The organism is Rubrivivax gelatinosus IL144, from assembly GCF_000284255.1.
Classification (GTDB): Bacteria; Pseudomonadota; Gammaproteobacteria; order Burkholderiales; family Burkholderiaceae_C; genus Rubrivivax; species Rubrivivax gelatinosus_A.
In genome coordinates this window covers 4,864,409-4,890,110 of the sequence record NC_017075.1, presented here as the reverse complement: position 1 = coordinate 4,890,110, position 25,702 = coordinate 4,864,409, and the positions used below count along the sequence as shown (strand labels likewise).

Here is a 25,702-nt window from a genome sequence, read left to right as displayed (position 1 = left end):
GCTGATGTTCGTTAGATCTTTGTTTGGAACCGAGGAACACAAATGGCTAAATGGTCTGACTATGGAATTTCCGCCGTGCGCTACAACAGCGCCCACACGCATATCGATAGAGTCCGTGCGCACCCTGACAATGGCGACACCATTGGCGCGCACTCGGAATACGCGCGAGCGACTGTGATTTCCTCGATTAAGAATGGCACTAGCTTCGTGACGATCCTGAGGGGAACCGATGGCAATTGGAAAAAGGGGCAGCCTGTCTTCATCATCAAAGTCAAAGGCGTCGAATATATAAAGACCGTCGACAACGGGAAGGAGGCCGACAATCTCGAAAACCTGCCGGAATTCTAATTTTTCGTCCAAACAAAATGCGGCGTCGCCGTAAGACAGACACGGCGAGCGGCGCGTTGTGGGACTAAACCTACACCGGCTGCCCGACGGCCGCGGCAGGGCGGGGCTTTCCCTCAAAGGTGAGCGGCGGGCTTGGTCGGCTTGGCGGAGTGACTAGAGTCACCTAGTAACCAACGCTACTTCTTCATGGTGCCTATGGCAGCGTCAGCCGGACGATGGATATCGCATGGGCGATGAGGCTGATTTCCTTGTGGAAAGTCTGTTGCGCAGGAATTGAATGGTCTGCGCGGCCTGGTGATGCTGCAAATGACGCGTGGAGCTGCGAATATCTATGCCGCCTGAAGTGCACTTTGATGAGGCTGGTAATACTGGTGCCGCCTTGCTGGATCCCAATCAGCCTGTATTTGTTCTTGCTTCTTCTGACTTCGGTCGGGAGGAGGCGAATGACCTCCTGAACCTTGTGCGAACACCGCAAACCCAGGAAGTTAAGTTCACATCACTGAAGAAATCAGATGCAGGCAGGCGCCGGCTTCTAGCATTTCTTGCGTCGCCGCTCATGACGCCTATGCGAGTCAAAGTATCGATTACTCACAAGCGCTACATGGCGATGTGCAAGGCTGTTGACATCATCGAGGAGACGCTTGCTAATCGTGCTGGCCTAGATCTTTACGAGCGTGGTGCAAATATTGCGATAGCCAATCTTCATTACTACGTGACGCCTGTATTTTGTGGGGAAGCGAGATTCGAACTATTTCTATCCACCTTCGTGCGGATGATAAGAACGCCGAATGCAGGTAACAAGGCTGAATTCTTCGAGGCGGTTAGAGCGCTCTACGAGAACTGCAGCGAGCCTCGCCACCGGGCATCATTCGGTCCCTATCTTATTGCCCAGAGGGAGATTGACGAAATACTGGATGGCGTGAACTACCTCGCTCTAGATCCTGCCATTGGCTCTGTCTTCTATCAGTTGAGCGTATGGGGTACGCAGTTCGGTGAAGAGTTCTATGCCATACACGACGAGTCCAAGCCGGTGGCGGCAGAGCGAGAAACATTTGCTGCAATGATGAATCCTGCCGCTTCGCCGGTAGTAATCGGCTACGACCGAAGGAAGTTCGAGTTTCCTTTGAGGGCGGGAACGCTGAAATTTGCCGACTCGCGTACCCTTCCTCAGCTGCAGGTCGTGGATCTTTTGGCTGGTGCAGCTGCTTACTTCGCTGGCAATATCGCGCGTGGCGCAAAGGACGAGCTGACCGAGCAGCTCCAGCAGGCGGGAATCGAGCGGTTTATTGTTCATGCCATCTGGCCGGCTCCGGTAGTTACGCCACGCGCGCTTGGCACGGAGGAGATTGGTGGAGTGAATGCCGTTGACTTCATGGTGAAAGCTCTCGCGGGAGAGCGAATCTAACCTTTTTTGCGTCAACCACCCGTCGTGCGCGAAAGGGCGGTTCGGCGAGATCTATTGGTCGGTGGCGCATGAGAAGTATTCGCGTCTGGCGCCTAAGATGCCATTACTACAATGCCCAAGCCCTGGCAACAATCGCTGCTCTCCTCCGGTCTGCCCCTTGAGAGTGACCTCCTGGCCTATTTGCAGGCGCAAGGATGCGTGGCCAAGTTTCACTACTCGTACCTAAAGGAAGACGAACTCGCGATCGAGCGTGAGTTCTCTTACGACATTGACGCCTCGTACATAACGCGCGGCTGCTTTATGGACTTGATGGTTGAATGCAAGTATCGGCACCCAGGGACTCGTTGGGTATTTTCGCCTGACCAGTATGGAGGATTTCGTGAGCTCGCTCCTACAGATTTTCTTAACCCGTTTGATCACTTTGTTCCTCAACGGTTTAAATACGGATGGCAATATCCGCGCGTACTTGGGCCGGTATGCAGCAAAGGAACGGAGTTGCTTGCCGATGGCGCTAATGAAAAGTCGATTGCGCAGGCAATCTACCAGCTCGCCTACGCTATGGTTAACAAGGTTGGTGAAGCCATTGAGAGCCAAGTCGAAAAGTCACTTGTTGATCATCACATCTTCTTCCATATTCCCATAATTGCGACTACCGCGGAGATTTACAGGATTCGGGAGGGGGTCCGGATTGAGGATATTCGAAACGCAAAGGATTTGGTTGATGTTGCGACCCGCGAGCGTTGCGTAGTTCTCAATCATGATATTGGCGTAGACCTGTATCGCCACAATGCAAAAATACTCACTGCGGTCCGTCGTCGGGTCGGCGATAAAAATCTAAAGAAGGCCCTTTCTTCGTTTACAACTGATTTGGATCACCTCTTTAGGGTGCTTGCAGACCACCTCACTCCCCGAGCTATAGCCGTGATCGAGATTGGGCCAAATCAAGAAGGTATGGATCGCCTATTTCGTTATATCAATGACATCGTCGACCCGCCGGATGAGTTACTTGCTGAAATAGAAGAGCGTCAACGGAAATTTGAGGAGATGGTCGCTGGTATGCGGAAAATAAATCGCAAGAGAAATACATCTCTGACGAAGCGTGGAGCCAGCGACGCATGAGCTGCGCTTGCGTGCTACGTTGTGCCGGTCGGCGCCGCTAATTCCGCCGGAACTGGCTAGATAGTGTCTCAAAGAAAGGCGCGCAAACGACCCCATCAAAATCGGTTTCTATCTAGAGTAGCCGGCGTTAACTGGCTGTTGCTGTGGTGGCCGTGCGAGTGCGGTAGCACTTGATAATGCCTCCGTCCATTGGTGTCTTTGTAAATCACGGTGCTGAATGGGCATGAAAGAATCTGTCAAAGAGCACTGGTGTAAATTGCCTCGCATTCGCTCCGGCGGCAGTTAGGCCGGGTTTTCCTAAGCCTAGTGATCTATCGTAAACACGGCCGGAGCCTCTGACTTGCCCAAATGTGACATCCGCACTGCGTTTCTAAGACTAGCTCATCGGGTCAATGAAACTCTTGACTTCGAGTTTGGCGGCGGCGCCGCGGTCTCTATCCCGTACCAGTACTCAGCGCCTTTCGTCATTGATCAATGAAGATGGCTGACGAGGCCTGCGCACTATCTCCTGCGCCTCGGACACCCTCTCCTTCACCCTCATCAGAAGGTCGCTGGCAACGTCTGCCGCGTACGAATGGTGAGCTGACGCGTCGGGCTCACTGCCGAGCAGTACGACCACTGATTCGGCACGAAGCAGCAACTGCTGGGCTTCGTCGAGCACGGCCCAGGCGTCGGAGTCCGTTCCCAGGTTGTCGGGCTTCTTCATGCGTGGCCTCCTTGTGGCGTGTGCTGCGCTGTATCCAAAAAGATACTCATCTGCGTCGTTTGATGAACTCTAGGAAACTTAGAGATCCACAAACGACACATAGAGTGTCACAAAGAGTGTGGAGTCGGCAACCCGGGATAGCCATGCTGTGCCCGTATGCCGAAGCTGATGCCGACCCCGACCGCTCGTGAGGTGTTCGCGCGCAATCTGCGCCGCGTGCGTCGCCTGAAGGACATGACTCAAGAGAAGCTGGCGCTGGAGGCTGAAGTGCCCCGGGCCTATGTCAGCCGCGTGGAGCGAGCCAGCATCAACATCTCGATCGACAACGCCGACGCTCTCGCCAGAGCCGTCGGCGTGCCGCTGAAGGACCTGGTGGATCCGGACAAGTTTCAGGGCTTGGACGAGCACTGAACCGGCGCATATCGGTGGGCGGCAAGTTCCTGTAGCACGCCCGCCGCCCGCCCCACGTTCGCACCTTGAGGTGCCCGCTGCCCCGCCGCGCTATGAGAGTCATCCTCTGCGGGACTGGCGGCAGCATTCGAGTCGCGCCGTTGCGTGCCGAGAATGGTCAGTAATCGGTCGCTCCGTCTGCAGGGATCCGAGCGCCAAACGATGACTCGCCATCAAACATGCGACTGAACTACTTCGACGATCTGGCCCGCGGCAACTTCAAGCACGACGCGGCCGGCCGCACGGTCTTCTTTCCGCTCGGCGTCTTCGGCAAGGGCCGCATCCTTCCGGACGCCGCCACCGAGCAGCGGCTGCGCGACAGGCTGGCGACGCAGTACCAACTGGCCATCGTGGTGGCCATCGCGCTCGGGGTGCTGCACAACCTGCTGCTGATGCTCGTGGTCGGGCTGGGCGTGGTGGCGTGGATGAGTCTGCGCAGCTTGCTGCTCGTGGCCGCCTACCCGCCCAGCGACCTGCGGCTCAGTTGGAAGGAGCGTTATGCCAGCCCGCCGTCCTCGGGCAACGTGGGGACGCAGTGGTTCCTGATGGTCTGCTGCGTCCTGCTGGTCGCGGGCGGGCTGCTGTTGCTGGTGGTGGGCGACACGCTCGACCAACGAGTCGCCGGCATCGCCGTCATCGTGCTCTTCGGCGCCGCGGGAATCGCCAGGGCCTACGGGCTGCGCCAGGGAACGGCACGCTGAAGCGTCGAGCGAGCCCGTCAGTGCACCTCCGCGCCGCCCGCCGGCCGTCGGGGCGTGTCCCGGAGTGAAGTATTAGGAGGAGGGCGGGCGCAGCCCGCCCGGGGGACATGAACGCAGGGACACGCCCCGGCGGCCGGCCCCCACCGGCGCAAGCGGACGTGCACCACAACGACGCAGCCGAGGCGAGCAATCGGTCACACCCCGCCGAAACGACAGCGACGCCCCACCCCCTGCTGGTCATGGGATGGACGCCATCCGAGATTTACCATCTCGCCCTCCCCGATCTCCCGAAAGACGGCCCCCCATGGCGTCCCTGCGTTTCGGCCGGCTGGCAGTCATCACGCTGCTGGCGGCCTGCGGTGTTGCGAGTGCCCAGACCCCGGGCGACACGATCAGCCGCATCAAGTCCACCAAGACCATCACGCTGGGCGTGCGCGAAGCGGCGCGGCCCTTCTCGTACCTCGACGAGAACAAGCGCCCGGTCGGCTACTCGGTCGACCTGTGCCTGGCCGCCGTCGAGGAGTTGAAGCGCGAGCTGAAGCTGCCCGAACTGCAGGTCCAGTACAAGGTGGTCAGCGGCGCCGAGCGCATCCCCAAGCTGCTGGCGCGCGAGATCGACCTGGAGTGCGGCTCCACCACTAACACCAAGGCGCGGCAGGAGCAGGTGGCGTTCAGCTACACGATGTTCGTCGCCCAGATGCGCGTGCTGACGCCCAAGGACACGCCGGTCACGACGCTGAAGGACCTGGACGGCCTGCCGCTGGCGCTGAGCAAGGGCACGACGTCCGAGAAGCTCTTCACCCGCCTGGCCGAGACCGAGGTGCATCTCAAGCTGCAGGTCTTCCCGAACAACAACGAGGCGTATGCCGCGCTGAAGGCCGGCAAGGTGCGCGCCTTCGCGCAGGACGACTCGCTGCTGCAAGGCCTGGCTTCGGCCGACGGCTCGGCCGACAAGTTCCAGCTCAGCACGCTGGCGTTGTCGGTCGAACCTTATGGCGTGATGGTGCGCAAGGACGACAAGGCGCTGCTCGCCGCCGTCGACCGCACGCTGGCGCGCCTGTACGCCAGCGGCGAGGCCGACACGCTCTATCGCAAGTGGTTCGTCGGCGACAAGCTGGCCATCAAGATGAGCCGGATGACACGCGACAGCATCCTGCGCCCCAACAAGGAAGCCGGGGTCGCGATGGTGCTGGGCTACCAGCTCTGAGGCGGGACGCGCAGCGCCGGAAGGCGCTGTACGCCAGCCTCAGGCCCGAGCGCGATTTCACGCGCGAGGGCTGAAGCCGTTTCAGGCCGCCGCCAGCACCGGCAGCAGCGCCACCAGCAGCCGCGCCGCGTCGTCGGCGCCGCCGCGCGCCACGGCCATCGTGTGCTCGTGGCTCAGCGTCTCGGCCGACAGGCCGGCGGCCATGTTGGTGAACATCGACAGCCCCAGCACGTGCAGCCCGGCGTGGCGCGCCAGGATGGTCTCGGGCACGGTGCTCATGCCCACCGCCTGCGCGCCCATCGCCGCCAGCATGCGGATCTCGGCCGGGGTCTCGAACTGCGGCCCCAGCACCCAGGCGTAGACGCCTTCGGGCAGCGTGATGCCCTGGGCCGCGGCCACCTGGCGCGCCAGCTCGCGCAGCGCCGGGTCGTAGGCGCGGCCCATGTCGACGAAACGGTCGTTGCCCGGCTCGCCGTGCAGCGGCGTGCGCTGCACGACGTTCAGGTGGTCGGCGATCAGCATCAGCGAGCCCGGCGGCATCGCCGCGTCCAGGCTGCCGGCGGCGTTGCTCAGCACCAGCGTGCGGCAGCCGGCGGCGGCCAGCGTGCGGATGGCGCCCTTCATGCCGGCCGCGTCGCCGTCTTCGTAGGCGTGCTTGCGCCCGCGCAGCAGCCACACCGGCGTGCCGCCCACGCGCCCGGCGCGCAGCACGCCGGCGTGGCCCGCCACGCTCAGCCGCGGGAAGGCCGGCAGCTCGGCATACGGCACGTCGACCGGGTCGTCGACCAGCGCGGCGATGCCGTCCCAGCCGCTGCCCAGCACGACGGCGACGGCGGGCGCCGGGCCCAGCGCGGCCAGGCGCTGCACGCTGGCGGCGATGCTCTCGTTCATGGCGTGTTCTCCAGATGGTCGGGCCCGAAGGCCGCGGGCAGCAGCGCGCCCAGCGTGTGGCGCGCGGTGACGCCGTGTTCGTCGGCGCTCCAGACGGGGCAGTCGGCGGTGGCGAACTCGCGCAGCTTCTGGCGGCAGCCGCCGCAAGGCGTCAGCGGCCGCGGCCCGGCGCCGACGACGACGACGGCGCGCACGCGCCGGCCGCCGGCGGCCACCATCGCCGCCAGCGCCGAGGTCTCGGCGCACCAGCCCTGCGGGTAGGCGGCGTTCTCGACGTTGGCGCCGGCATGCACACGGCCCTCGGCGTCCAGCAGCGCGGCGCCGACGGCGAAGCGCGAGTAGGGCGCGTAGGCGTTCAGGCGCACCGCCCGCGCGGCGTCGACCAGGCGCTGCATCGTCTCGTCGTCGGGCTGCATCAGCGCTCCTTCACGTAAGGCCGGCCCAGCGCCGCCGGCGCGCGCGAGCGGCCGATGAAGCCGGCCAGCAGCACCACCGTCAGCAGATAGGGCAGCGCCTGGATGGCCTGCACCGGCACCGTGCCGACCAGCGGCAGCTCGGCGCCCTGCAGCCGGATCGACACCGCGTCGAGGAAACCGAACAGCAGGCAGGCCGCCAGCGCGCCGGCCGGGTGCCACTTGCCGAAGATCATCGCCGCCAGCGCCATGTAGCCGCGGCCGGCGGTCATGTTCGGGATGAACGACGGGTTCTGCGCCAGCACCAGCGAGCAGCCGGCCAGCGCCGACAGCAGGCCGTTGAGCGACAGCGCCTGGTAGCGCAGCAGCGCGACGCCGACACCGGCGGCGTCGACCATCGCCGGGTTCTCGCCGACGGCGCGCAGCCGCAGCCCGAAGCGGGTGCGCCACAGCAGCCACCAGATGGCGGCCACCAGCGCCAGCGCGCCGTAGACCAGCGCCGTGTGGCCGAACAGCGCCAGCGCCAGCCCCGGGCCGATGCCCGGCAGCCGCCCCACCTGCTCGCCCAGCGCGGTGAACCACGGGCCCAGGCGCACCGCGTCGTCCAGCGGCGGCGTCTGCCCGCCCTGCTGGAACCAGGCCAGCCCGAGCACGACGGTGGCGCCGGCGGCGGTCATCGTGATCGCCATGCCGAACACGACCTGGTCGCCGCCGTGCGTGACGCAGGCGTAGCCCTGCAGCATCGACAAGGCCAGGCCGACGGCCAGCGCCACCGCCAGCGCCGCCGGCAGCGACTGCGTCACCGCGCCGGTGGCGGCGGCGGCGAAGGCGGTCGCGAGCATCTTGCCTTCGAGGCCCAGGTCGATGACGCCGGCGCGTTCGGACAGCAGCCCGGCCAGCGCGCACAGGATCAGCGGCACCGACACCCGCAGCGTGCTCGCCACCAGCGAGCCGATCGCCAGCTCATCCACGCGCCGGCCTCCCGAACAGCCGCGCCAGCGCCGGCGCGCCGATGCGCGACATCGCCCCGGCGAACAGCACCACCAGCCCCTGCAGCAGCACGACCATGTCGCGCGAGAAACCCGGCAACTCGAAGGCCAGCTCCGCGCCGCCCTGGTACAGCGCGCCGAACAGCAGCGACGCGAGCACGATGCCCAGCGGGTGGTTGCGCCCGATCAGGCTGACGGCGATGCCCACGAAACCGGCGCCGGCGACGAAGTCGGGGATCAGCCGGCCGTGCACGCCGGCGATCTCGTTGACCCCCACCAGCCCGGCCAGCGCCCCCGAGATCGCCATCGCCAGCAGCACCGTGCGCTTGGGCGCGATGCCGGCATAACGCGCCGCCTCGGGGGCGAAGCCGACGGCGCGGATGGCGTAGCCGGCGCGCGTCTTCCACAGCAGCGCCCAGACGCCGACGGCGGCGGCCGCGGCCAGCCCCAGCGACAGGTTCAGCGGCGTCTTCGGCCACTCGACGCCGATCCAGCCCAGCGCCTCGTGCAGGCCCGGCAGGTGTGCCGAGTCGGCGAAGGCGGCGCTCTCGGGCGTCATGTTGCCGGGCTCCTTCAGCGGCCCGACGAGCAGCCAGCCCAGCAGCGCCGCGGCGACGAAGTTGAACATGATGGTCGTGATGACGACGTGGCTGCCGCGCCAGGCCTGCAGCGCGCCCGGCACCGCGGCCCAGGCGCAGCCGCCGGCGGCGGCCGCCACCACCATCAGCGGCAGCATCAGCCAGGCCGGCAGCACGCTGGAGGCGGCCAGCGCCACCAGCCCGGCGCACAGCCCGCCCAGCATCGCCTGGCCTTCGCCGCCGATGTTGAACAGCCCGGCGTGATAGGCCACGGCCACCGACAGCCCGGTGAAGACGAAGGTCGTCGCGTAGTACAGCGTGTAGCCCCAGCCGATGCGGCTGCCGAACGCGCCCTGTGCCAGCAGCTTCATCACCTGCAGCGGCTCGAAGCCCACCAGCGCCATCACGCCACCGGCCACCAGCAGCGCCGCCGCCAGGTTCACCAGCGGCAGCACGGCGACGTCGACCCAGCGGGGGAGGTCGGGGGTGCGGGTCATGGTGTGGCGTCCCTGTGTTCGGGCCGGCGGTCCGCGTTCGCCGACATGGGCGCGTGAGCCGGCCGCCGCGCATTCATGCATCGGCGCGTCCGCAGGCCGCCGGGGCGTGCCGCTGCGTTCATGTCCCCCGGGCGGGCTGGCGCCCGCCCTCCTCCTAATACTTCACTCCGCGACACGCCCCGACGACCTGCTCGTTCGCCGCTGGTGGCATACAGACAGGCGGTGCGCCACCGCTCGTTGTGGGCACGGCAGGGGGCCGTCGCTGGGGGCGACTTTCGCGGGTGAGCAGCGGAGGCTTCGGGGTCGGCGCGCGCAGCGCGCATCGTGATCTGACTCGCGGCCGACTGTTTGAGCGGAGCGAACGCAGTGAGCGCAGCGAGTTGGGCCGCGCGACCCCGAATCCGAGCAGCGCAACGAAGCCGGCGCGCAGCGCCGGTCCGCGAGCCGGAGCCCCCGGCGGCGGCCTCCTGGCGTGCCTCGCGCCGATGCAGGCGAACGAGCGCAACGGGCATCACGAAACAGCCCCTCCCATCAATCGCCCCAACACCGCCTCGCTGCATTCCGACACCGGCAACTCACCCACGACCCGGCCGCCGGCCATCACCAGCACCCGATCCGCCAACGCCAGGATCTCGTCGAGTTCCGAGGACACCACCAGCACCGCCGCCCCGCCGTCGCGCAGCGCACGCAGCCGGCCGTGGATGAACTCGATGGCGCCGATGTCGACGCCACGCGTCGGCTGGCCGACGAGCAGCACCTTCGGCCCGCCCCAGGTCTCGCGCGCCAGGATCAGCTTCTGCTGGTTGCCGCCGCTGAAGCTGGACGAGCGCAGCGCCGGGTCGCGCGGGCGCACGTCGTAGCGTTCCATCATCGCCGCGCAGTCGGCGCGCATGCGGCCGCCGTCCAGCCAGCCGGCGCGTGCGTAGCCGGCCTCGTGGCCCAGCGCCGCCGACTCCCACATCGGGAAGGGCATCACCAGCCCGCGCGCGTGGCGGTCTTCGGGCACGTGGGCGAGTTTCAGCGTGCGCGCCGTCGCCGGGTCCAGCCAGTGCGGCGGCGTGAAGCGCCGGCCGCCGAGGGCGAGTTCGCCTTCCTGCGGCGCCAGCAGCCCGGCCAGCGCGTCCAGCAGCTCGCCCTGGCCGTTGCCGGTGACACCGGCCACGCCGACGATCTCGCCGGCACGCAGCGACAGCGACACGCCGTCCAGCCGCGGCACGCCCAGCGCGTCGCGCCAGCGCAGGCCGTGTGCGGCCAACAGCTCTTCGCCCGGCGCCGCGCCAGCGTCGACACCACGGCCCAGCTGCACGCGCCGCCCGACCATCGCCTCGGCCAGCCCGTCCAGCGTCATGCCGGCGATGGGGCCGTCCAGCACCACGCGGCCGGCGCGCATCACCGTCACCGCGTCGCACAGCGCCAGGATCTCCTTCAGCTTGTGCGTGATCAGCAGGATCGTCGTGCCGCGTTCGCGCAGCCGGCGCAGCGTGACGAAGAGCTGCTCGGTCTCCTGCGGCGTCAGCACCGCGGTCGGCTCGTCCAGGATCAAGAGGCGCGCGCCGCGCACCAGGGCCTTCAGGATCTCCAGCCGCTGGCGCTCGCCGACCGGCAGCTCGGCCACCGTGGCGTCCAGGCGCACCTGCAGGCCGGTCTCGGCCATCAGCGCGTCCAGCCGCGTGCGCAGCGCGGCGCGGGCGCGGCCCAGCTGCCAGCCGTCCTCGGCGCCGAGCAGCACGTTGTCCAGCGCGCTCAGGCTGTCCACCAGCATGAAGTGCTGGTGCACCATGCCGATGCCCAGCGCGATCGCGTCGCGCGCGCTCGTGATCGTCACCTCGCGGCCGTCGACCTCGATCGTTCCCTCGTCGGCCGGGTGGAAGCCGTAGAGGATGGCCATCAGCGTGCTCTTGCCCGCGCCGTTCTCGCCGACGATGCCGTGCACGCTGCCCGGCGCCACCGTCAGGTCGACGCCGTCGTTGGCCTGCACCGCGCCGAAGCGTTTGCGGATGCCGCGCAGGCGCACCGCGGCGCCGCGCGTCTCGGTCCCCGTCGTCGGCATCAGCGGCAGGCGTTGTTGGCCATGTAGTCGACGACCTTCAGCTTGCCGGCCACGATGTCGGCGCGCGCCTGCTCCAGCCTGGCCTTCATCGCCGGCGTCACCAGCTTGGCGTTGTACTCGTCGATCGCGACGTCGACGCCGCCTTCCTTCAGGCCCAGCGCGGTGACCCCCGGCGTGACGCCCTGGAAGGCCTTGTAGACCGCGACGTCCACCCGCTTGACCATCGACGTCAGCATCGTGCCGGGGTGCAGATGGTTCTGGTTGCTGTCGACGCCGATCGCCAGCTTGCCGGCGTCGCGGGCCGCCTGCAGGATGCCGACGCCGGTGGCGCCCGCGGCGGCGAAGACGACGTCGGCGCCCTGCACGAACTGCGTGCGCGCCAGCTCCGCGCCGCGGGCCGGGTCGCTCCACGCGGCCGGTGTCGTGCCGGTCATCGCCGCCAGCACCTTGGCCTTGGGATCGGCGTGTTTCACGCCCTGCTCGTAGCCGCACTGGAACTTGCGGATCAGTGGCACGTCCATGCCGCCGACGAAACCGACGGTGCCGGTCCTGCTGGCCGTGGCCGCCATCACGCCGACCAGGAAGCTGCCCTCGTGTTCCTTGAACAGGATGCTCTGCACATTGGGCAGCGTGACGACGGCGTCGACGATGACGAAACGCTGCTTGGGGAAGTCGCGCGCCACCTTCTCGATCGCGCTGCTCTGCGCGAAGCCGATGCCGACGATGGGGTCGGCGCCACGTTCGGCCATGCGCCGCAGCGCCTGCTCGCGCTGCGCCGGGTTGGTGACGGTGAACTCGAGGAAGGGCTGGCCGGTCTCGCGTTTCCAGCGCTCGGCGCCTTCGGCGGCCGACTGGTTGAACGAGCGGTCGAACTTGCCGCCGGTGTCGTAGACCACGGCCGGCGCCGCCCCGGCGGCCTGCACGGCGGCGACGCAGGCCGCGAGCGCGGCGAGGGTACGGAGCGGCATGGCGCGACGGCGATGGGGTATGGGGCGGTCAGGATACAAGACGACCTGTAGCAAAAGCCGAGCCTCGCCGGGCCGAAAGCGGCACGGGGCTTGCTCAACGCGCCGCGATGCACGACCCCGACACCCCGCTGGCCCACGCGCTGCCCAAGGTGCTGCTGCACGAGCATCTGGACGGCGGCTTGCGTGTCTCGACCCTGCACGAGCTGCTGCAGCAGCGCGGCCTGCCGTCACCCGCGGCCGACGTCGCCGCGCTGGACGCCTGGTTCGACGCCAACGCGCACGCCGGCAGCCTGCCCAAGTACCTCGAAGGTTTCGCCTTGACGGTCGCGGCGATGGCCTCGCCCGAGGCGCTGGCGCGCGTCGCCTACGAAGCCGCCGAGGACGCGCGCGCCGACGGTGCGCTGCTGGCCGAGTTCCGCGTCGCGCCGCTGCTGTTCGAAGCCCACGGCGTGGATGGCGACGCCGCCGTCGAGGCCATCGTCGACGGCCTGAAGCGCAGCGCGCTGCCGTCGGGCCTGATCGTCTGCGCGATGCGCCAGCTGCCCGAGGTGCAGACCTTCCGCGCGCTGGAGCTGGCGCTGCGCTGGGCCGGCCGCGGCGTCGTCGGCTTCGACCTCGCCGGCCCCGAGCACGGCCACCCGCCCGGCGACCACGCCGACGCGCTGGCCGCGGCACGCGCCGCCGGCCTGCCGCTGACGCTGCACGCCGGCGAGGCCGACGGCGCCGAACGGGTGCTCGAAGCGCTGCAGCATGGCGCACTGCGGGTCGGCCACGGCGTGCGTCTGGTCGACGTGCTGTCCGACCCGGCGCGTGTCGAGATGCTCGACCGCGTGCGCGACGCCGGGCTGCACCTGGAGGTCTGCCCGACGAGCAACGTGCACACCGGCGCCGCGGCCTCGGTGGCGGCGCATCCGATCACCGCGCTGTGGCGCGCCGGCGTGAGCCTCAGCTATCACACCGACAACCGGTTGATGTCCTGCCTCAGCCACTCGTCGGAAGCGGCGGCGCTGCTGCGCGAGACGCCGCTGGCCGTGGCCGACCTGCTGGCGATGACGGTGCAGGCGGCACGCCACTCCTTCCTCGGCGCCAACGAACGCGCCGCGACCGAGGCCGTCGTGCGCGCGCACGCGGCCTCGCTGGGGCTGGTGCTGCCGGCCTGAACCGGCGCCGTTCTGGGGACATCCCCCTCGTCGTTGCTTGAAGCGCCGGGCGCCCCGGCCTACAGCTGGAATGGCGCCCCGCGCCGATGCCCGGCGCCATCCGAGCAATAACCGACAAGGAGGATTCCATGGCCACGACACGCGGTTCCGACGCAGCGATCAGCAAGATCATGAAGGTCGGGCAGCGCATCTCGGTCGCCGAAGTCAGCAAGCTGGCGACGCTCGCCACGGCGGCCGGCGGTTCGCTGATCGCCGTCGATCCGGACGGCGACTGGTGCGGCAACGGGCAGATGCGCTTCAAGTGGCCGCCCAAGCGCGGCGAGTTCGAGAAGCTGCTCGACGAACTGGTCGCCACGCGCATCAACTTCGAGGTGCTGGTCAACGGCATCCCGGTGCCCGACGAGATCCTCGTCAACGCCACGCGCCGTGTGCGGGGCAGCTGAAGCGCGGGCAGATCCCGCGGATGCCGCACTGCCCACGCCGGCGCTGTTCGGGCGCCAGGGCCTGCGCCTGATCCAGGTGCAGGCCACGCTGAACTGCAACCTGCACTGCCACCACTGCTATTCCGACAGCGGCCCTCGGCGTGCGGCGGCGCTGCCGCTGGACGCTTTGCAGCGTTTCCTGCCTCAGGCGCGTGCGCTGGGCTACGGCTACGTCGGCGTTTCGGGTGGCGAGCCGCTGTTGTGGCCCGATTGCGAGCGGTTTTTGCAGTCGTGCCGCGAACTCGGCTACTCGACGGCTCTGGTGACCAACGGCACGCTGCTCGATGCACCGCGTGCCCGTGCGTTGGCACCTGTGGCCGGCGTCGTAGCGGTCAGTGTCGACGGCCCGCCGGCCGAGCACGACACGATGCGCGGCAGCCCTGGCGCCTTTCGGCGCATGCGCCGCGGACTCGACGCGCTGCGCGAGCAGGGCCAGCGCTTCGTGCTCGTGTTTACGCTGACCCGCTCCAACGCCGACCGTCTGGCCTGGCTGTACGCCTTCGCCGATGAGGTCGGGGCGGCGGCGCTGGAAGTGCACCCGCTATGCGCCTTCGGCGCTGCGGCCCGCGAGATGCACGACGAAGTGCCCGACGACCGCGAGTTCCGCGCCGCAGCCTTGCTGCTGGCGCTGCTTTCGGTCGAACGTGGCCCCGGCGGGCCGGCGGTGTTCCTCGACGTGCATCGCCGCCAGGCCATCTGCGCCTGCGCCTGGCCGCTGCTGGCCGGCGGCGACGCCGCGGGCGCGGGGTTCGCCGATCTGGTGCCGGCACTGGTCGTCGAGCCCGACGGCACGCTGAGCCCGTTCATCTACGGCTTCCCGCGGCGTTTTGCGGTCGGCACGGTCTTCGACACCGATCTCGCCACGGCGGCGGCGCGCTGGCGCGATCGCCACGCGGCGCGCGTGGCGGCGTTGCTGTCCGCCACGCTCGCGCGCCTGGAGGCCGCGGGCGAGGACTATGTCGACCTGTTCGGCCAGTTGCTGGCCGATGCCGCCGCAGCCCCGGCCTGAGTCGGCGTCATTTGCAGGCGTTGGCCGCGGTGTAGTCGATGACCAACAGCCTGCCGGCGACGATGTCGGCCTTGGCCTGGTCGACCTTGGCTTTCATCGCCGGCGTGATCAGCTTGGCGTTGTATTCGTCGAGCGCGTAGTCGACGCCGCCTTCCTTCAGCCCCAGCACCGTCACGCCCGGCTGCACGCCTTTGAAGGCCTGGTAGACCGCGAGGTCCACGCGCTTGACCATCGAGGTCAGCATCGTGCCCGGGTGCAGATGGTTCTGGTTGCTGTCGACGCCGATGGCGTAGATGCCGGCGTCCTTGGCCGCCTGCATGATGCCGAAGCCGGTGGTGCCCGCGGCGCTGAAGACGACGTCAACGCCCTGGGCGATCTGGGCCTTGGTCAGCTCGGCGCCGCGCGGCGGGTCGGTCCAGGCGGCGTTGGTCGTGCCGGTCATCGCCGACAGCACCTGCACCTTGGGGTTGGCGTACTTCGCGCCCTGCTCGTAGCCGCAGAGGAACTTGCGCACCAGCGGGATGTCCTGGCCGCCGACGAAACCCACCTTGCCCGTCTTGCTGGCCATCGCCGCCAGCATGCCGACGAGGAAGCTGCCTTCGTGCTCGCGGTAGACGAAGCTCTGCACGTTGGGCAGCTTGATGACCATGTCGACGATCGCGAAGCGCTGCTTCGGGAAGTCCTTGGCCACCTTCTCGATCGCCGAGGCCTGCGGGAAGCCGACGCCGACCACCGGGTCGGCGCCGCGTTCGGCGAAACGCCGCGCGGCCTGCTCGCGCTGCGCGGCGTTGGCGATCTCGAACTCGAGGTACGGCTTGCCGGTCTCCTTCTTCCACTGTTCCGCGCCCCGCCAGGCCGCCTCGCCGAAGGACTTGTCGTTCTTGCCGCCGAGTTCGTAGATCACCGCCGGCTGCGCACCGGCGGTGGCCGCCGCCGCGAGCGTCGCGGCGGCCAGGAGGAAGCGTTTCATCGTCGTCAGAAGCTGGCCTTGAACTGCACCCCGTAGGTCCGCGGGTCGTTGATGAAGCCGGTGAGGTTGTTGAAGTCGATGCCGCCGACGACCCGGACCTGGTTCGTCAGGTTGCGCACGAAAGCCGCGGCATCGTACTTCCCGTTGCCCCAGACATAACCCACGCGCAGGCCGCCTTCGAGCAGCGACTTGCCGGTGAACTCCTTGGACTCGTAGAGGAAGAAGTTGACCTCGCTGCGGTAAGCCCAGTCGGTCAGCACGTAGGCGTCGCCGCCGGCCAGCGGCTGCGTGTACTTCAGCGTGAAGTTGACGGTGCGCTTGGGCGCCTGCGGCAGCGGGTTGCCGTCGATCAGCGCCTTGCCGCCGGCGGTCAGCGGGTCGGTCACCGTGCACTGGGCGCAGACCGAGACGGCCAGGTTCTTGTCCTGGATCTTGGTCAGGTTGTAGCCCATGCCCAGCGTGGCCAGCAGGTTCTCGCTCAGGTAGGCCTGCAGGTCGAGCTCGAAGCCCTGGCCGGTGGCCTTGTCGGCGTTGAGCAGGATGTTGGAGTTGGCCGCGCCGCCCACCGCGGTGAGCTGCTGGTCCTTCACCGTGTAGTGGAAGACGTTGAAGGCCAGGCGCGCGCGGCGTTCGAACAGGTCGGCCTTGATGCCGGCTTCGACCGAGGTGTTGGTCTCGGGCTTGGCGATCGACTGGCCGTTGAAGGCGCCGGCGCCTTGCACGCTGCTGGCGCGGAAGCCGGTGGCGGCACGCGCGTACAGGTTGACGTCCTTGGACAGCGCGTAGGTCGCGCTCAGGTCCCAGCTGGCCTTGTTGTCGTGCGTCGAGGCGCTGATCGAGTCCAGCGTGCCCAGGCCGCCGGAGTAGTCGAGGATGTCGAAGTCCTTCTTGTCGCGCGTGTAGCGCAGCCCGGCGCGCAGCGACAGTGCCGGCGTCGCCTGCCAGGTGGTGGCGCCGAACACGGCCCAGGCGTCGTTCTTCTGGCGCGAACGTTCGTAGGAGCTCTGCGGGTTGCCGGCGCTGAGCGAGTCGTAGCCGAAGTTCTCGAAGTCGAAGTTCTCGCGGAACAGGAAGACGCCGGCCTGCCAGCCGAGCGCCGATTTGCCGGTCGACTCGACGCGGAACTCCTGCGTCCACTGGTCGTGCGTCGGGATGCCGTCGGCGGTTTCGGACGGGAAGAAGATGACGCCGGGGCCGCTGGGCGTGCCGCCGTCGATGTCGCCGCGGCTGTAGGTGTGCACCTGCTCGTAGCCGGTCACCGAGTACAGCGCCACCGGGCCCAGGTCCCAGCGCAGGCGCGCGCTGCCGCCGTAGTTCTGCAGCTCGGAGCGGTTGACGCCGTCGATGAAGATCTTGTCGGCGTCGAAGCCGGGCACCAGGTCGTTCGTGCCCTTCTGGATGATGTTGGCGCGGAACAGCCGCGCCGAGCCGTCGAAGTCGCGCGCGTGCAGGTTGAACAGCGCGCTGAAGTCCTTCGTCGGCTGCGTCTTCCACTGCAGGCGCACGGCGCTGTCGCGGTAGCCCTCCAGGTCCTGCGTCGGACCGTCGGGGTTGGTGTTGTGCACCCAGTCGCTGCGTGTCTGGTTGAGCACCGACACACGCAGCGCCGAGGTCTCGGAAGTCGGCACGTTGAGCGCGCCTTCGAGGTTGACGGTGTTCCAGCGGCCGTAGGACAGGCTGCCGTAGCCCTCGAAGCGCTGGGTCGGCGCCACCGAGTCGAACTTGACGACGCCGGCCGGCGTGTTGCGGCCGAACAGCGTGCCCTGCGGGCCGCGCAGCACTTCCACACGTTCCAGGTCGAAGGCCGGGAAGCCCTTCAGGATGGCGTTCTCCTGCACGACGTCGTCGTAGACCAGCGAGACCGGCTGCGAGGCATTGAGGCGGAAGTCGGTGTTGCCGTAGCCGCGGATGTAGAAGCGCGGGAAGGCGCGGCCGAAGGAGGACTCGATGTTCAGGCTGGGCACACGCGCCGACAGCATGCGGATGTCCTGGCCGCTGGTGTTCAGCACCTCCAGCGTCTCGCCCTGCAGCACGCTGACCGAGTTGGGCACTTCCTGGATGTTCTCCAGCCGGCGCTCGGCGGTGATCGAGATCGTCTGCAGCTTGCCGGCTTCGGCTTCGTCGCTGGACTGTGCGGATGCACCGAGGTGAAGCGCGGTGATCGCGGCCGCTGCGACGGCGTGGTGCGCCGGCAGGCGCGGGGTTCGGGCCATGGGATCCTCCTGGTGTGGTTTCGGCTCGCGGCGCCGCGGCGCAATCGGCATGCCACCGGGCACGTTGCTTGCGCAGGGCCCCCTCAAGCAGGCGGGGAAACCCCGCAAGCAGCCGGCGGATCCCGTGTTTATCGTGGTCCGCCCGTCCAGCAGAGGAACGTGATGCCCGCCGAGTCCGTCTCGCCGCCGCTTTTGCGGCACATCCGCCTGACCTCCCATCGGGGCCAGGGCCCCGCCGGCGCGCCCGCCATCCGCTGGGGCGCGGCCGATCCGCAGGAGCGGGGTCCGCTCGTCGGCACCACCACCCAGCGCGGCCAGCGCAACGTCATCGGCACGCACAGCGGCAGCTACGGCGTCTACCGCGCGCTGGCCGTGGCCGCCGGCAACCTGCCGCGCGGCCACCGCGCCGACCTGACGAACACCTCGCCCACCGACCCCATCGGTCCGTACCCGCAGTGGAGCGACGCGCGCCGCATCGTCTCCATCGACCCCTGGGGCGCCAGCGTGCAGCAGGTCTACGCCGGCCATCTGGCGCAGGGCTACGACATCCGGCCGACGATCGCCGTGACCAAGGCGCGCGTGCACCTCCCGGAGATCAAGCAGGCCATCGCCTTCCAGCGCCTGGCGGTCGACGGCCGTTTCCTGCTGGCCGACGCCAGCGCCGCGGTGACCAAGATCGCGATCGAGCCGGTCTGGTGGCTGCCCGGCGTGGCCGAGCGTTTCGGCGTCGCCGAGGCCGAGCTGCGCCGCGTGCTGTTCGAGGAGACCGGCGGCATGTACCCCGAGCTGGTGACGCGCAGCGACCTGGAGGTCTTCCTGCCGCCGATCGGCGGCCAGACGCTGTACGTCTTCGGCGACGTGCGCGACCTCGCCAACCCCGAGGTGACGCTGACCGCGCGTGTGCACGACGAGTGCAACGGCTCGGACGTCTTCGGCTCCGACATCTGCACCTGCCGGCCCTACCTGACGCACGCCATCGAGGAATGCATCCAGGGCGCGCAGGCCGGCGGCGTCGGCCTCATCGCCTACAGCCGCAAGGAGGGCCGCGCGCTGGGCGAGGTCACCAAGTTCCTGGTCTACAACGCGCGCAAGCGCCAGGAAGGCGGCGACCGTGCCGACAAGTACTTCCTGCGCACCGAGTGCGTGGCCGGCGTGCAGGACATGCGCTTCCAGGAGCTGATGCCCGACGTGCTGCACTGGCTGGGCATCCGCAGGATCCACCGCCTGGTCAGCATGAGCAACGACAAGTACGACGCGATCACCGGCAGCGGCATCGAGGTCGGCGAACGCGTGAAGATCCCCGACGCGCTGGTGCCGGCCGACGCCCGGGTCGAGATCGAGGCCAAGATCGCCGCCGGCTACTTCACGCCCGACGGCCGGCTGCCGAGCGAAGACGACCTGGCACAGGTGAAGGGACGCAGCCTTGAATGACGCGCTGGCGCTGCTGCGCGACCCGGCGACGATCCGGCTGCGATCGGCGGCGATCACGCAGGCGGTGGCCGACGGGCGCTCGGGCTGGTTCCGGCTCGACCGTTCGCGGCTGGACGAGGTCGCCGAACGGGTCGCCACGCTGACGCGCGAACGTTTCCCCGACGGCCGCATTCCCTTCCACAGCCGCTGGCGGCACTTCGAGGCCGGCGGCGTCGACCGCCGGGCGCTGCTCGACGAACGCCTGGGCCGGGCGACACCGGCCGAGCGCGCCCGCGCCTACTTCGACGTCGCCGTCGTCAGCGTGCTGCTCGACGCCGGCGCCGGCGGCGCCTGGCGCTTTCGCGAAGGCGAGGGCGACGAGGCGCCGTTCTATTCGCGCTCCGAAGGCCTGGGTGTCGCCAGCTTTCGCGGTTTCCTCGCCGGCGCCTTCGCTTTCGAGAGCAGCGAGCCGCTGCGCGCCGACGCCGCGGCGCTGCGCCGGCTGGACGCCCGTGCGCTGGCCGAGCTCTTCCAGGTGACGGCCGACAACCCGATGGTCGGCCTCGAAGGCCGCGCCGCGCTGCTGGTGCGCCTGGGTGACGCGCTGATGGCCGAAAGCGGGCGCAGCGGCCTGGAGTCGCGCCCCGGGCTGATGTACGACCTGCTGACCGCTGGCGGGCGCAGCGAGGTGACGGCGGCCGAGATCCTCGGCGTGCTGCTGCGTGTGATGGCGCCGATCTGGACCAGCGGCAGCGTCGTCGCCGGCCAGCGTGCCGGCGACGTCTGGCCGCACCGTTTCGCCGGCAACGCCGCGCCCGGCGGCGGCAGCGACCCGCTGACGCCCGGCTGGGTGCCGTTCCACAAGCTCAGCCAGTGGCTGGCCTATTCGCTGATCGAGCCGCTGCAGTGGTGCGGCGTGCAGGTCAGCGGGCTGGACGCGCTGACCGGCCTGCCCGAGTACCGCAACGGCGGCCTGCTGCTCGACGGCGGCGTGCTGCTGGCGCGCAACCCGCGCGACCTGGCGCGGCGCTGGAAGCCCGCCGACGAGTTCATCGTCGAGTGGCGCGCGCTGACCGTGACCCTGCTCGACGAAGTCGCCGAGCGCGTGCGTGCACGCCTGGGCCTGAACGCCGAACAGCTGCCGCTGGCCTGCGTGCTCGAAGGCGGCACCTGGGCCGCCGGGCGCCAGATCGCGCGCGAGCTTCGCGCCGACGGCGCCCCGCCGGTCGACATCGACAGCGACGGCACGATCTTCTGACCCCAAACCCCGAACCCGCCGCATGACGCCCATCGTCCACCACGTCACGCACCCGCTGGTGCAGCACAAGCTGACGCTGATGCGCCAGAAGGACCGCAGCACGAACAGCTTCCGCCGCTTGCTGCACGAGCTGTCGATGCTGATGGCCTACGAGGTCACGCGCGAGATGCCGACCTCGATGATCGAGATCGAGACGCCGCTGGCGACGATGCGTTCGCCGGTCATCGACGGCAAGAAGACGGTCTTCGTCGCCGTGATGCGCGCCGGCGACGGTTTTCTCGACGGCATGCTCGAGGTCGTGCCCGGCGCACGCGTCGGCCACATCGGCCTGTACCGCGACCCGAAGACGCTGGTCGCCGTCGAGTACTACTTCAAGATGCCGCAGGACATGCACGAGCGCGACGCCATCGTGCTCGACCCGATGCTGGCCACCGGCAACTCGGCGGTGGCCGCCGTCGAGCGGCTGAAGGAGACGCGGCCCAAGTCGATCCGCTTCGTCTGCCTGCTGGCCGCGCCCGAAGGCCTGCGCAACTTCCAGGCGCACCACCCCGACGTGCCGGTCTACACCGCGGCCATCGACGAGCGCCTGGACGAACACGGCTACATCCTGCCCGGGCTGGGCGACGCCGGCGACCGGATCTTCGGCACCAAGTAGCGCCGGCCCGCGCCGTATGCTCGGCGGCGTTCACCGCCTCGCCGACCTCCCCATGCTCGTTCGCAACATCACCCTGCCCGACGGCCGCAGCGGTCTCGACCTGCTGGTCCAGGACGGCCGCATCGCCGCCGTCGGCCCCGCGCTCTCCGCGCCCGAAGGCACGCCGGTCGTCGACGCCGGCGGCTGGCTCCTCAGCCCGCCTTTCGTCGACGCGCACTTCCACATGGACGCGACGCTCAGCTACGGGCTGCCGCGTGTCAACGCCAGCGGCACGCTGCTCGAAGGCATCGCGCTGTGGGGCGAACTCAAGCCGCTGCTGACGCAGGAGGCGCTGGTCGAACGGGCGCTGCAGTACTGCGACTGGGCGGTGGCGCGCGGGCTGCTGGCGATCCGCAGCCACGTCGACGTCTGCGACCCGCGGCTGCTGGCCGTCGAGGCACTGCTGGAGGTGAAGAAACGCGTCGCGCCCTACCTCGACCTGCAGCTCGTCGCCTTCCCGCAGGACGGCGTGCTGCGTTCGCCGGGCGCGCTGGCCAACCTGGAGCGGGCGCTGGACCTGGGCGTCGACGTCGTCGGCGGCATTCCGCATTTCGAGCGCACGATGGCGGACGGTGCCGCCAGCGTGAAGCTGCTCTGCGAGATCGCCGCGCGCCGCGGCCTGCGTGTGGACATGCACTGCGACGAGAGCGACGACCCGCTGTCGCGCCACGTCGAGACGCTGGCCTACGAGTGCCAGCGCCTGGGGCTGCAGGGCCGCGTCACCGGCTCGCACCTGACGTCCATGCACTCGATGGACAACTACTACGTCAGCAAGCTGCTGCCGCTGATGGCCGAGGCCGGGCTGCACGCGGTGGCCAACCCGCTGATCAACATCACGCTGCAGGGCCGCCACGACACGTACCCGAAACGCCGCGGCATGACGCGGGTGCCCGAGCTGCTGGCCGCGGGCGTCAACGTCGGCTTCGGCCACGACTGCGTGCTCGACCCGTGGTACTCGCTGGGCTCGGGCGACATGCTGGAAGTGGCGGCGATGGGGCTGCACGTCGCGCAGATGACCTCCCAGGCCGGCATGCGCCAGTGTTTCGACGCGGTGACGGTGAACAGCGCGCGCATCCTGGGGCTGGAGGGCTACGGCCTGGAGCCCGGCTGCCGCGCCGACTTCGTGCTGCTGCAGGCGCGCTCGCCGGCCGAGGCGATCCGGCTGCGCGCCCAGCGCCTGCTGGTGGTGCGTGGCGGCCGCGTCGTCTCGCGCATGGCGCCGGCGACGGCCGAACTCGCGCTGCCCGGACGGCCGGCGAGCGTGGACTTCACGCTACAGCGTTCCTAGGGGCAGGGTGCCCCGGGGGGTTCAGAGGGGCTTGGCTAGAATCGATCGGCCCTGGCAAGCCCAAAGCTGTAACCCGTTCCCCCCCATGAAACTCATTGGATCGCTCACCAGCCCCTACGTCCGCAAGGTGCGCGTCGTCATGGCCGAGAAGAAGCTCGACTTCCAGTTCGTGCTGGAAGACGTCTGGGGCACGGACTCGATCCTCAAGTCCAACCCGCTGGGCAAGGTGCCCTGCCTGGTGATGGAAGGCGGCGAGGCGGTCTTCGACTCGCGCGTCATCGTCGAGTACCTGGAGACGCTGTCGCCGGTCGGCAAGCTGATCCCGCCCTCGGGCCGCGAGCGTGTCGAGGTGCGCACCTGGGAAGCGCTGGCCGACGGCGTGCTGGACGCGCTGATCCTCGCCCGCCTGGAAGCCACCTGGAGCGGCCGCGCCGAAGGCGAGCGTTCGCAGGCCTGGATAGCCCGCCAGATGACCAAGGTGCAAGCCAGCCTGAAGGCGATGAGCCAGGGCCTGGGCGACCGCCCCTGGTGCGCCGGCATCCACTACACGCTGGCCGACGTCGCCGTCGGCTGCGCGCTGGGCTATCTGGACTTCCGCTTCCCGGAAGTCGACTGGCGCAGCCCCTACCCGAACCTCGCGAAGCTGGCCGAGAAGCTCGCCGCACGGCAGAGCTTCATCGACACCGCGCCGCCGCGCGGCTGAACCTCAGCCGCCGAGCAGGAAGCTGGCGCTCAGGTCCAGCGGCGGCACCGGCGGTTCGCTTTCGTCCTTCAGCTCGACGCCGGTCAGGCGGCGGCGGCGGGCTTCGTCCAGCAGCCAGGCCAGGCGCGACGCCGCGGCCTCGACCGGCAGGCCTTCGGGGCGCACGTTGGAGATGCAGTTGCGCTCGGCGTCGGTGCGCCCGGGGCGCGGTGCCCAGGTCAGGTACAGGCCCAGGCTGTCGGGTGAACTGAGCCCGGGCCGTTCGCCGATCGCGACGACGACCAGGCGTGCGCCCAGCGCGTGGCCGATCTCGTCGCCGATCGCCACCCGCGCCTGCTCGACCACCGCCACCGGCGCGAAACGCCAGCCGCGGCGCAGCGTGGCGCGCAGCGCGGCCACCAGGGCCGCGGCATGGCGTTCGGCGGCCAGCGTCGACAGCCCGTCGGCGACGACCAGCGCCAGGTCCGGCGGCTGCTCCGGTGCCGGCAGCTCGCGCAGCACGCTGCACGAGGCCGCGTCCAGGCGCCGGCCCAGGTCGGGGCGCTTCAGGTAGCTCGCGCGGTCGGGCGCGGCGCTGTGCAGGCGCAGCGTCGGCAAGCCCAGCGCGGTGATGCCGGCTTCGACGGCGTCGGCGTTGAACGGCCGGTGCACCGCGTCGCGCGCTTCGGCGTGGGCGCGCTGGAAGTCCAGGTGCGCGGCGGTCGGCAGGCTGACGCCGGCGCGGCCCAGGCCGATGCGTGCCGGCGTGTGGCGGCGCAGGGCCTGCCAGGGTTCGGGCGTGACGGCGTCGTTCATCCGGCGATCCGGGCGAAAGCCGGCGGCAGGCCGGCGAGCAATCGGTCGGGTGCGCCGGGTTCGGTGATCTGCATCGCCTCCAGCCAGCGTTCGAACTCGGGCGCGGGCCTGAGCCCCAGCACACGGCGCAGGTAGAGCGCGTCGTGGAACGATGTCGTCTGGTAGTTCAGCATCACGTCGTCGGCACCGGGCACGCCCATCACGAAGCTGCAGCCGGCGACGCCGAGCAGCGTCAGCAGCGTGTCCATGTCGTCCTGGTCGGCTTCGGCGTGGTTGGTGTAGCAGACGTCGCAGCCCATCGGCAGGCCCAGCAGCTTGGCGCAGAAGTGGTCTTCGAGCCCGGCACGCTGGATCTGCTTGCCGTCGTAGAGGTACTCCGGGCCGATGAAGCCGACGACGCTGTTGACGAGCAGCGGGCCGAAGTGGCGTGCGACGGCGTAGGCGCGCGCCTCGATCGTCTGCTGGTCGCAGCCGTGGTGCGCGCCGGCCGACAGCGCGCTGCCCTGGCCGGTCTCGAAGTACATGACGTTTTCGCCGCGGGTGCCGTCGTCGAACAGCGCACCGCGCTGCAGCGACAGCGCCGCGGCGCGGGCCTCGGCGAGCAGCGCGAGGTCGATGCCGAAGCTGCGGTTCGTCGCCTCGGTGCCGCCGATGGACTGGAACACCAGGTCCACCGGCGCGCCGGCTTCGATGCAGCGCAGCGTGTTCGTCACGTGCGTCAGCACGCAGCTCTGGGTCGGGATCTGCCAGCGCGAGATCACCGCGTCGAGCATCTGCACCAGCCGCGTGACCTGGGCGACGTTGTCGCTGGCCGGGTTGATGCCGACGACGGCGTCGCCGCTGCCGTGCAGCAGGCCGTCGAGCACGCTGGCGGCGATGCCGGCGGCGTCGTCGGTCGGGTGGTTGGGCTGCAGCCGCGTCGCGATGCGCCCGGGCAGGCCGATCGTGTCGCGAAAGCGCGTGCGCACGCGGCACTTGCGCGCCACCAGCACCAGGTCCTGGTTGCGCATGATCTTGCTGACCGCGGCCGCCATCTCGGGCGTCAGCCCCGGCGCCAGCGCGGCGAGCACCGGTTCGGTGGCGGCGTCGGACAGCAGCCAGTCACGAAAGCCGCCGACCGTCAGGTGCGCCACCGGCGCGAAGGCCGCGGCGTCGTGGCTGTCGACGATCAGCCGCGTGACCTCGTCGTCCTCGTAGGGCACGACGGCTTCGTCGAGAAAGGTCGCCAGCGGCAGCTCGGCCAGCGCGTGCTGGGCGGCGGCGCGTTCGGCGCGGCTGGCGGCGGCGACGCCGGCCAGCTCGTCGCCCGAGCGCGCCGGCGTCGCGCGCGCCATCAGGGTGCGCAGGTCCTCGAAGACGTGGCGCGAGCCGCCGACGACGTGCGCGTAGGCCATGGTC

Annotated in this window: 25 protein-coding genes; 14 read left to right on the top strand and 11 right to left on the bottom strand. The window is 69.0% G+C overall.

All coding sequences use genetic code 11. From position 1 onward, the window contains the following. Window positions 1–75: 75 nt before the first annotated feature. The 3 genes from RGE_RS23855 to RGE_RS24200 all read left to right on the top strand — a co-directional run bounded on the left by RGE_RS23855 (window position 76) and on the right by RGE_RS24200 (window position 2,872). Complete coding sequence (locus RGE_RS23855; protein ID WP_198408835.1) at window positions 76–348, top strand: DUF3892 domain-containing protein; 273 nt, start codon at window positions 76–78, stop codon at window positions 346–348. 313 nt (window positions 349–661) lie between these two features. After that, the gene (locus RGE_RS24205; protein WP_148280257.1) at window positions 662–1,753 is read left to right on the top strand and encodes a DUF3800 domain-containing protein; all 1,092 of its coding nucleotides are present in this window, start codon (window positions 662–664) and stop codon (window positions 1,751–1,753) included. 111 nt (window positions 1,754–1,864) lie between these two features. Beyond that, window positions 1,865–2,872 (top strand): hypothetical protein, encoded by a 1,008-nt coding sequence (locus RGE_RS24200; RefSeq protein ID WP_014430746.1) that lies wholly within the window; start codon window positions 1,865–1,867, stop codon window positions 2,870–2,872. 451 nt (window positions 2,873–3,323) lie between these two features. Here RGE_RS24200 and RGE_RS22295 read toward each other — a convergent pair whose 3' ends face one another. Next, window positions 3,324–3,578 carry a hypothetical protein gene (locus RGE_RS22295; RefSeq protein WP_014430745.1) on the bottom strand — a complete coding sequence of 85 codons (255 nt, stop codon included), beginning with the start codon at window positions 3,576–3,578 and terminating at the stop codon, window positions 3,324–3,326. A 168-nt stretch (window positions 3,579–3,746) separates the two neighbouring features. Between RGE_RS22295 and RGE_RS22290 the strand changes: the two genes are divergently transcribed. The 3 genes from RGE_RS22290 (at window position 3,747) to RGE_RS22280 (ending at window position 5,936) form a co-directional block, all read left to right on the top strand. Further along, window positions 3,747–3,989, top strand: coding sequence for a helix-turn-helix transcriptional regulator (locus RGE_RS22290; protein ID WP_043785968.1), 243 nt, complete (start codon window positions 3,747–3,749; stop codon window positions 3,987–3,989). Between the two features lie 218 nt (window positions 3,990–4,207). Then, window positions 4,208–4,729, top strand: a complete 522-nt coding sequence (locus tag RGE_RS22285) for a hypothetical protein (protein ID WP_014430743.1) — start codon at window positions 4,208–4,210, stop codon at window positions 4,727–4,729. 304 nt (window positions 4,730–5,033) lie between these two features. Beyond that, a complete protein-coding gene (locus RGE_RS22280) occupies window positions 5,034–5,936 on the top strand; it encodes an amino acid ABC transporter substrate-binding protein (protein WP_014430742.1) in 903 nt (300 codons plus the stop codon). A gap of 81 nt (window positions 5,937–6,017) precedes the next feature. Here the strand turns inward: RGE_RS22280 and RGE_RS22275 are convergent, their stop codons facing one another. The 6 genes from RGE_RS22275 to RGE_RS22250 form a co-directional block, all read right to left on the bottom strand. Beyond that, a complete protein-coding gene (locus RGE_RS22275; protein WP_014430741.1) occupies window positions 6,018–6,827 on the bottom strand; it encodes a purine-nucleoside phosphorylase in 810 nt (269 codons plus the stop codon). Then, complete coding sequence (locus RGE_RS22270; protein WP_014430740.1) at window positions 6,824–7,243, bottom strand: cytidine deaminase; 420 nt, start codon at window positions 7,241–7,243, stop codon at window positions 6,824–6,826. The genes RGE_RS22275 and RGE_RS22270 overlap by 4 nt, the downstream gene beginning before the upstream one ends. After that, window positions 7,243–8,211: an ABC transporter permease gene (locus RGE_RS22265; protein WP_014430739.1), complete on the bottom strand. Its 969-nt coding sequence runs from the start codon at window positions 8,209–8,211 to the stop codon at window positions 7,243–7,245. Before RGE_RS22265 ends, RGE_RS22270 begins: the two co-directional genes overlap by 1 nt. Further along, window positions 8,204–9,304 (bottom strand): ABC transporter permease, encoded by a 1,101-nt coding sequence (locus RGE_RS22260; protein WP_014430738.1) that lies wholly within the window; start codon window positions 9,302–9,304, stop codon window positions 8,204–8,206. The genes RGE_RS22265 and RGE_RS22260 overlap by 8 nt, the downstream gene beginning before the upstream one ends. 511 nt (window positions 9,305–9,815) lie before the next feature. Further along, window positions 9,816–11,354, bottom strand: a complete 1,539-nt coding sequence (locus RGE_RS22255; RefSeq protein ID WP_014430737.1) for an ABC transporter ATP-binding protein — start codon at window positions 11,352–11,354, stop codon at window positions 9,816–9,818. Continuing rightward, window positions 11,354–12,322 carry a BMP family lipoprotein gene (locus RGE_RS22250; protein WP_014430736.1) on the bottom strand — a complete coding sequence of 323 codons (969 nt, stop codon included), beginning with the start codon at window positions 12,320–12,322 and terminating at the stop codon, window positions 11,354–11,356. Before RGE_RS22250 ends, RGE_RS22255 begins: the two co-directional genes overlap by 1 nt. A gap of 107 nt (window positions 12,323–12,429) precedes the next feature. Between RGE_RS22250 and RGE_RS22245 the strand changes: the two genes are divergently transcribed. The 3 genes from RGE_RS22245 (at window position 12,430) to RGE_RS22235 (ending at window position 14,973) form a co-directional block, all read left to right on the top strand. Further along, window positions 12,430–13,482, top strand: a complete 1,053-nt coding sequence (locus RGE_RS22245; protein ID WP_014430735.1) for an adenosine deaminase family protein — start codon at window positions 12,430–12,432, stop codon at window positions 13,480–13,482. A gap of 128 nt (window positions 13,483–13,610) precedes the next feature. Then, window positions 13,611–13,925, top strand: a complete 315-nt coding sequence (locus RGE_RS24355; protein WP_014430734.1) for a hypothetical protein — start codon at window positions 13,611–13,613, stop codon at window positions 13,923–13,925. Further along, entirely contained in the window at window positions 13,909–14,973 is a 1,065-nt protein-coding gene (locus RGE_RS22235; protein ID WP_014430733.1) for a radical SAM protein, read from the top strand. The genes RGE_RS24355 and RGE_RS22235 overlap by 17 nt, the downstream gene beginning before the upstream one ends. 7 nt (window positions 14,974–14,980) lie before the next feature. Here RGE_RS22235 and RGE_RS22230 read toward each other — a convergent pair whose 3' ends face one another. Continuing rightward, the gene (locus tag RGE_RS22230; protein ID WP_014430732.1) at window positions 14,981–15,943 is read right to left on the bottom strand and encodes a BMP family lipoprotein; all 963 of its coding nucleotides are present in this window, start codon (window positions 15,941–15,943) and stop codon (window positions 14,981–14,983) included. A 5-nt stretch (window positions 15,944–15,948) separates the two neighbouring features. Beyond that, window positions 15,949–18,156, bottom strand: coding sequence for a TonB-dependent receptor (locus RGE_RS22225; RefSeq protein ID WP_014430731.1), 2,208 nt, complete (start codon window positions 18,154–18,156; stop codon window positions 15,949–15,951). Window positions 18,157–18,318: 162 nt separating this feature from the next. On the opposite strand from RGE_RS22225, the gene RGE_RS22220 reads away from it, so the two are divergent. The 5 genes from RGE_RS22220 (at window position 18,319) to RGE_RS22200 (ending at window position 23,509) form a co-directional block, all read left to right on the top strand. Beyond that, window positions 18,319–19,587 (top strand): GTP cyclohydrolase II, encoded by a 1,269-nt coding sequence (locus tag RGE_RS22220; protein WP_014430730.1) that lies wholly within the window; start codon window positions 18,319–18,321, stop codon window positions 19,585–19,587. Further along, window positions 19,580–20,824, top strand: coding sequence for a DUF1688 family protein (locus RGE_RS22215; protein ID WP_014430729.1), 1,245 nt, complete (start codon window positions 19,580–19,582; stop codon window positions 20,822–20,824). The genes RGE_RS22220 and RGE_RS22215 overlap by 8 nt, the downstream gene beginning before the upstream one ends. A 22-nt stretch (window positions 20,825–20,846) precedes the next feature. Continuing rightward, a complete protein-coding gene (upp, locus tag RGE_RS22210) occupies window positions 20,847–21,479 on the top strand; it encodes a uracil phosphoribosyltransferase (RefSeq protein ID WP_014430728.1) in 633 nt (210 codons plus the stop codon). Between the two features lie 52 nt (window positions 21,480–21,531). Continuing rightward, window positions 21,532–22,806, top strand: a complete 1,275-nt coding sequence (locus tag RGE_RS22205; protein ID WP_014430727.1) for an amidohydrolase family protein — start codon at window positions 21,532–21,534, stop codon at window positions 22,804–22,806. Window positions 22,807–22,891: 85 nt separating this feature from the next. Further along, on the top strand, window positions 22,892–23,509 hold the full coding sequence (locus RGE_RS22200; protein ID WP_014430726.1) for a glutathione S-transferase N-terminal domain-containing protein: 618 nt from the start codon (window positions 22,892–22,894) through the stop codon (window positions 23,507–23,509). A gap of 3 nt (window positions 23,510–23,512) precedes the next feature. On the opposite strand, the gene eutC is transcribed toward RGE_RS22200, so the two are convergent. Together eutC and RGE_RS22190 are read right to left on the bottom strand one after the other, a co-directional pair. Continuing rightward, on the bottom strand, window positions 23,513–24,304 hold the full coding sequence (gene eutC / locus RGE_RS22195) for an ethanolamine ammonia-lyase subunit EutC (RefSeq protein WP_014430725.1): 792 nt from the start codon (window positions 24,302–24,304) through the stop codon (window positions 23,513–23,515). Beyond that, entirely contained in the window at window positions 24,301–25,698 is a 1,398-nt protein-coding gene (locus tag RGE_RS22190; RefSeq protein ID WP_014430724.1) for an ethanolamine ammonia-lyase subunit EutB, read from the bottom strand. The genes eutC and RGE_RS22190 overlap by 4 nt, the downstream gene beginning before the upstream one ends. Window positions 25,699–25,702 lie beyond the last annotated feature (4 nt).

What these genes read in the sequence shown, in the direction of transcription:
- RGE_RS24200 (WP_014430746.1), top strand. Translation starts at nt 1,865, where the DNA reads ATGCCCAAGCCCTGGCAACAATCGCTGCTCTCCTCCGGTCTGCCCCTT.
- RGE_RS22295 (WP_014430745.1), bottom strand. Translation starts at nt 3,578, where the DNA reads ATGAAGAAGCCCGACAACCTGGGAACGGACTCCGACGCCTGGGCCGTG.
- RGE_RS22290 (WP_043785968.1), top strand. Translation starts at nt 3,747, where the DNA reads ATGCCGACCCCGACCGCTCGTGAGGTGTTCGCGCGCAATCTGCGCCGC.
- RGE_RS22285 (WP_014430743.1), top strand. Translation starts at nt 4,208, where the DNA reads ATGCGACTGAACTACTTCGACGATCTGGCCCGCGGCAACTTCAAGCAC.
- RGE_RS22280 (WP_014430742.1), top strand. Translation starts at nt 5,034, where the DNA reads ATGGCGTCCCTGCGTTTCGGCCGGCTGGCAGTCATCACGCTGCTGGCG.
- RGE_RS22275 (WP_014430741.1), bottom strand. Translation starts at nt 6,827, where the DNA reads ATGAACGAGAGCATCGCCGCCAGCGTGCAGCGCCTGGCCGCGCTGGGC.
- RGE_RS22270 (WP_014430740.1), bottom strand. Translation starts at nt 7,243, where the DNA reads ATGCAGCCCGACGACGAGACGATGCAGCGCCTGGTCGACGCCGCGCGG.
- RGE_RS22260 (WP_014430738.1), bottom strand. Translation starts at nt 9,304, where the DNA reads ATGACCCGCACCCCCGACCTCCCCCGCTGGGTCGACGTCGCCGTGCTG.
- RGE_RS22255 (WP_014430737.1), bottom strand. Translation starts at nt 11,354, where the DNA reads ATGCCGACGACGGGGACCGAGACGCGCGGCGCCGCGGTGCGCCTGCGC.
- RGE_RS22250 (WP_014430736.1), bottom strand. Translation starts at nt 12,322, where the DNA reads ATGCCGCTCCGTACCCTCGCCGCGCTCGCGGCCTGCGTCGCCGCCGTG.
- RGE_RS22245 (WP_014430735.1), top strand. Translation starts at nt 12,430, where the DNA reads ATGCACGACCCCGACACCCCGCTGGCCCACGCGCTGCCCAAGGTGCTG.
- RGE_RS24355 (WP_014430734.1), top strand. Translation starts at nt 13,611, where the DNA reads ATGGCCACGACACGCGGTTCCGACGCAGCGATCAGCAAGATCATGAAG.
- RGE_RS22230 (WP_014430732.1), bottom strand. Translation starts at nt 15,943, where the DNA reads ATGAAACGCTTCCTCCTGGCCGCCGCGACGCTCGCGGCGGCGGCCACC.
- RGE_RS22225 (WP_014430731.1), bottom strand. Translation starts at nt 18,156, where the DNA reads ATGGCCCGAACCCCGCGCCTGCCGGCGCACCACGCCGTCGCAGCGGCC.
- RGE_RS22220 (WP_014430730.1), top strand. Translation starts at nt 18,319, where the DNA reads ATGCCCGCCGAGTCCGTCTCGCCGCCGCTTTTGCGGCACATCCGCCTG.
- upp (WP_014430728.1), top strand. Translation starts at nt 20,847, where the DNA reads ATGACGCCCATCGTCCACCACGTCACGCACCCGCTGGTGCAGCACAAG.
- RGE_RS22205 (WP_014430727.1), top strand. Translation starts at nt 21,532, where the DNA reads ATGCTCGTTCGCAACATCACCCTGCCCGACGGCCGCAGCGGTCTCGAC.
- RGE_RS22200 (WP_014430726.1), top strand. Translation starts at nt 22,892, where the DNA reads ATGAAACTCATTGGATCGCTCACCAGCCCCTACGTCCGCAAGGTGCGC.
- eutC (WP_014430725.1), bottom strand. Translation starts at nt 24,304, where the DNA reads ATGAACGACGCCGTCACGCCCGAACCCTGGCAGGCCCTGCGCCGCCAC.
- RGE_RS22190 (WP_014430724.1), bottom strand. Translation starts at nt 25,698, where the DNA reads ATGGCCTACGCGCACGTCGTCGGCGGCTCGCGCCACGTCTTCGAGGAC.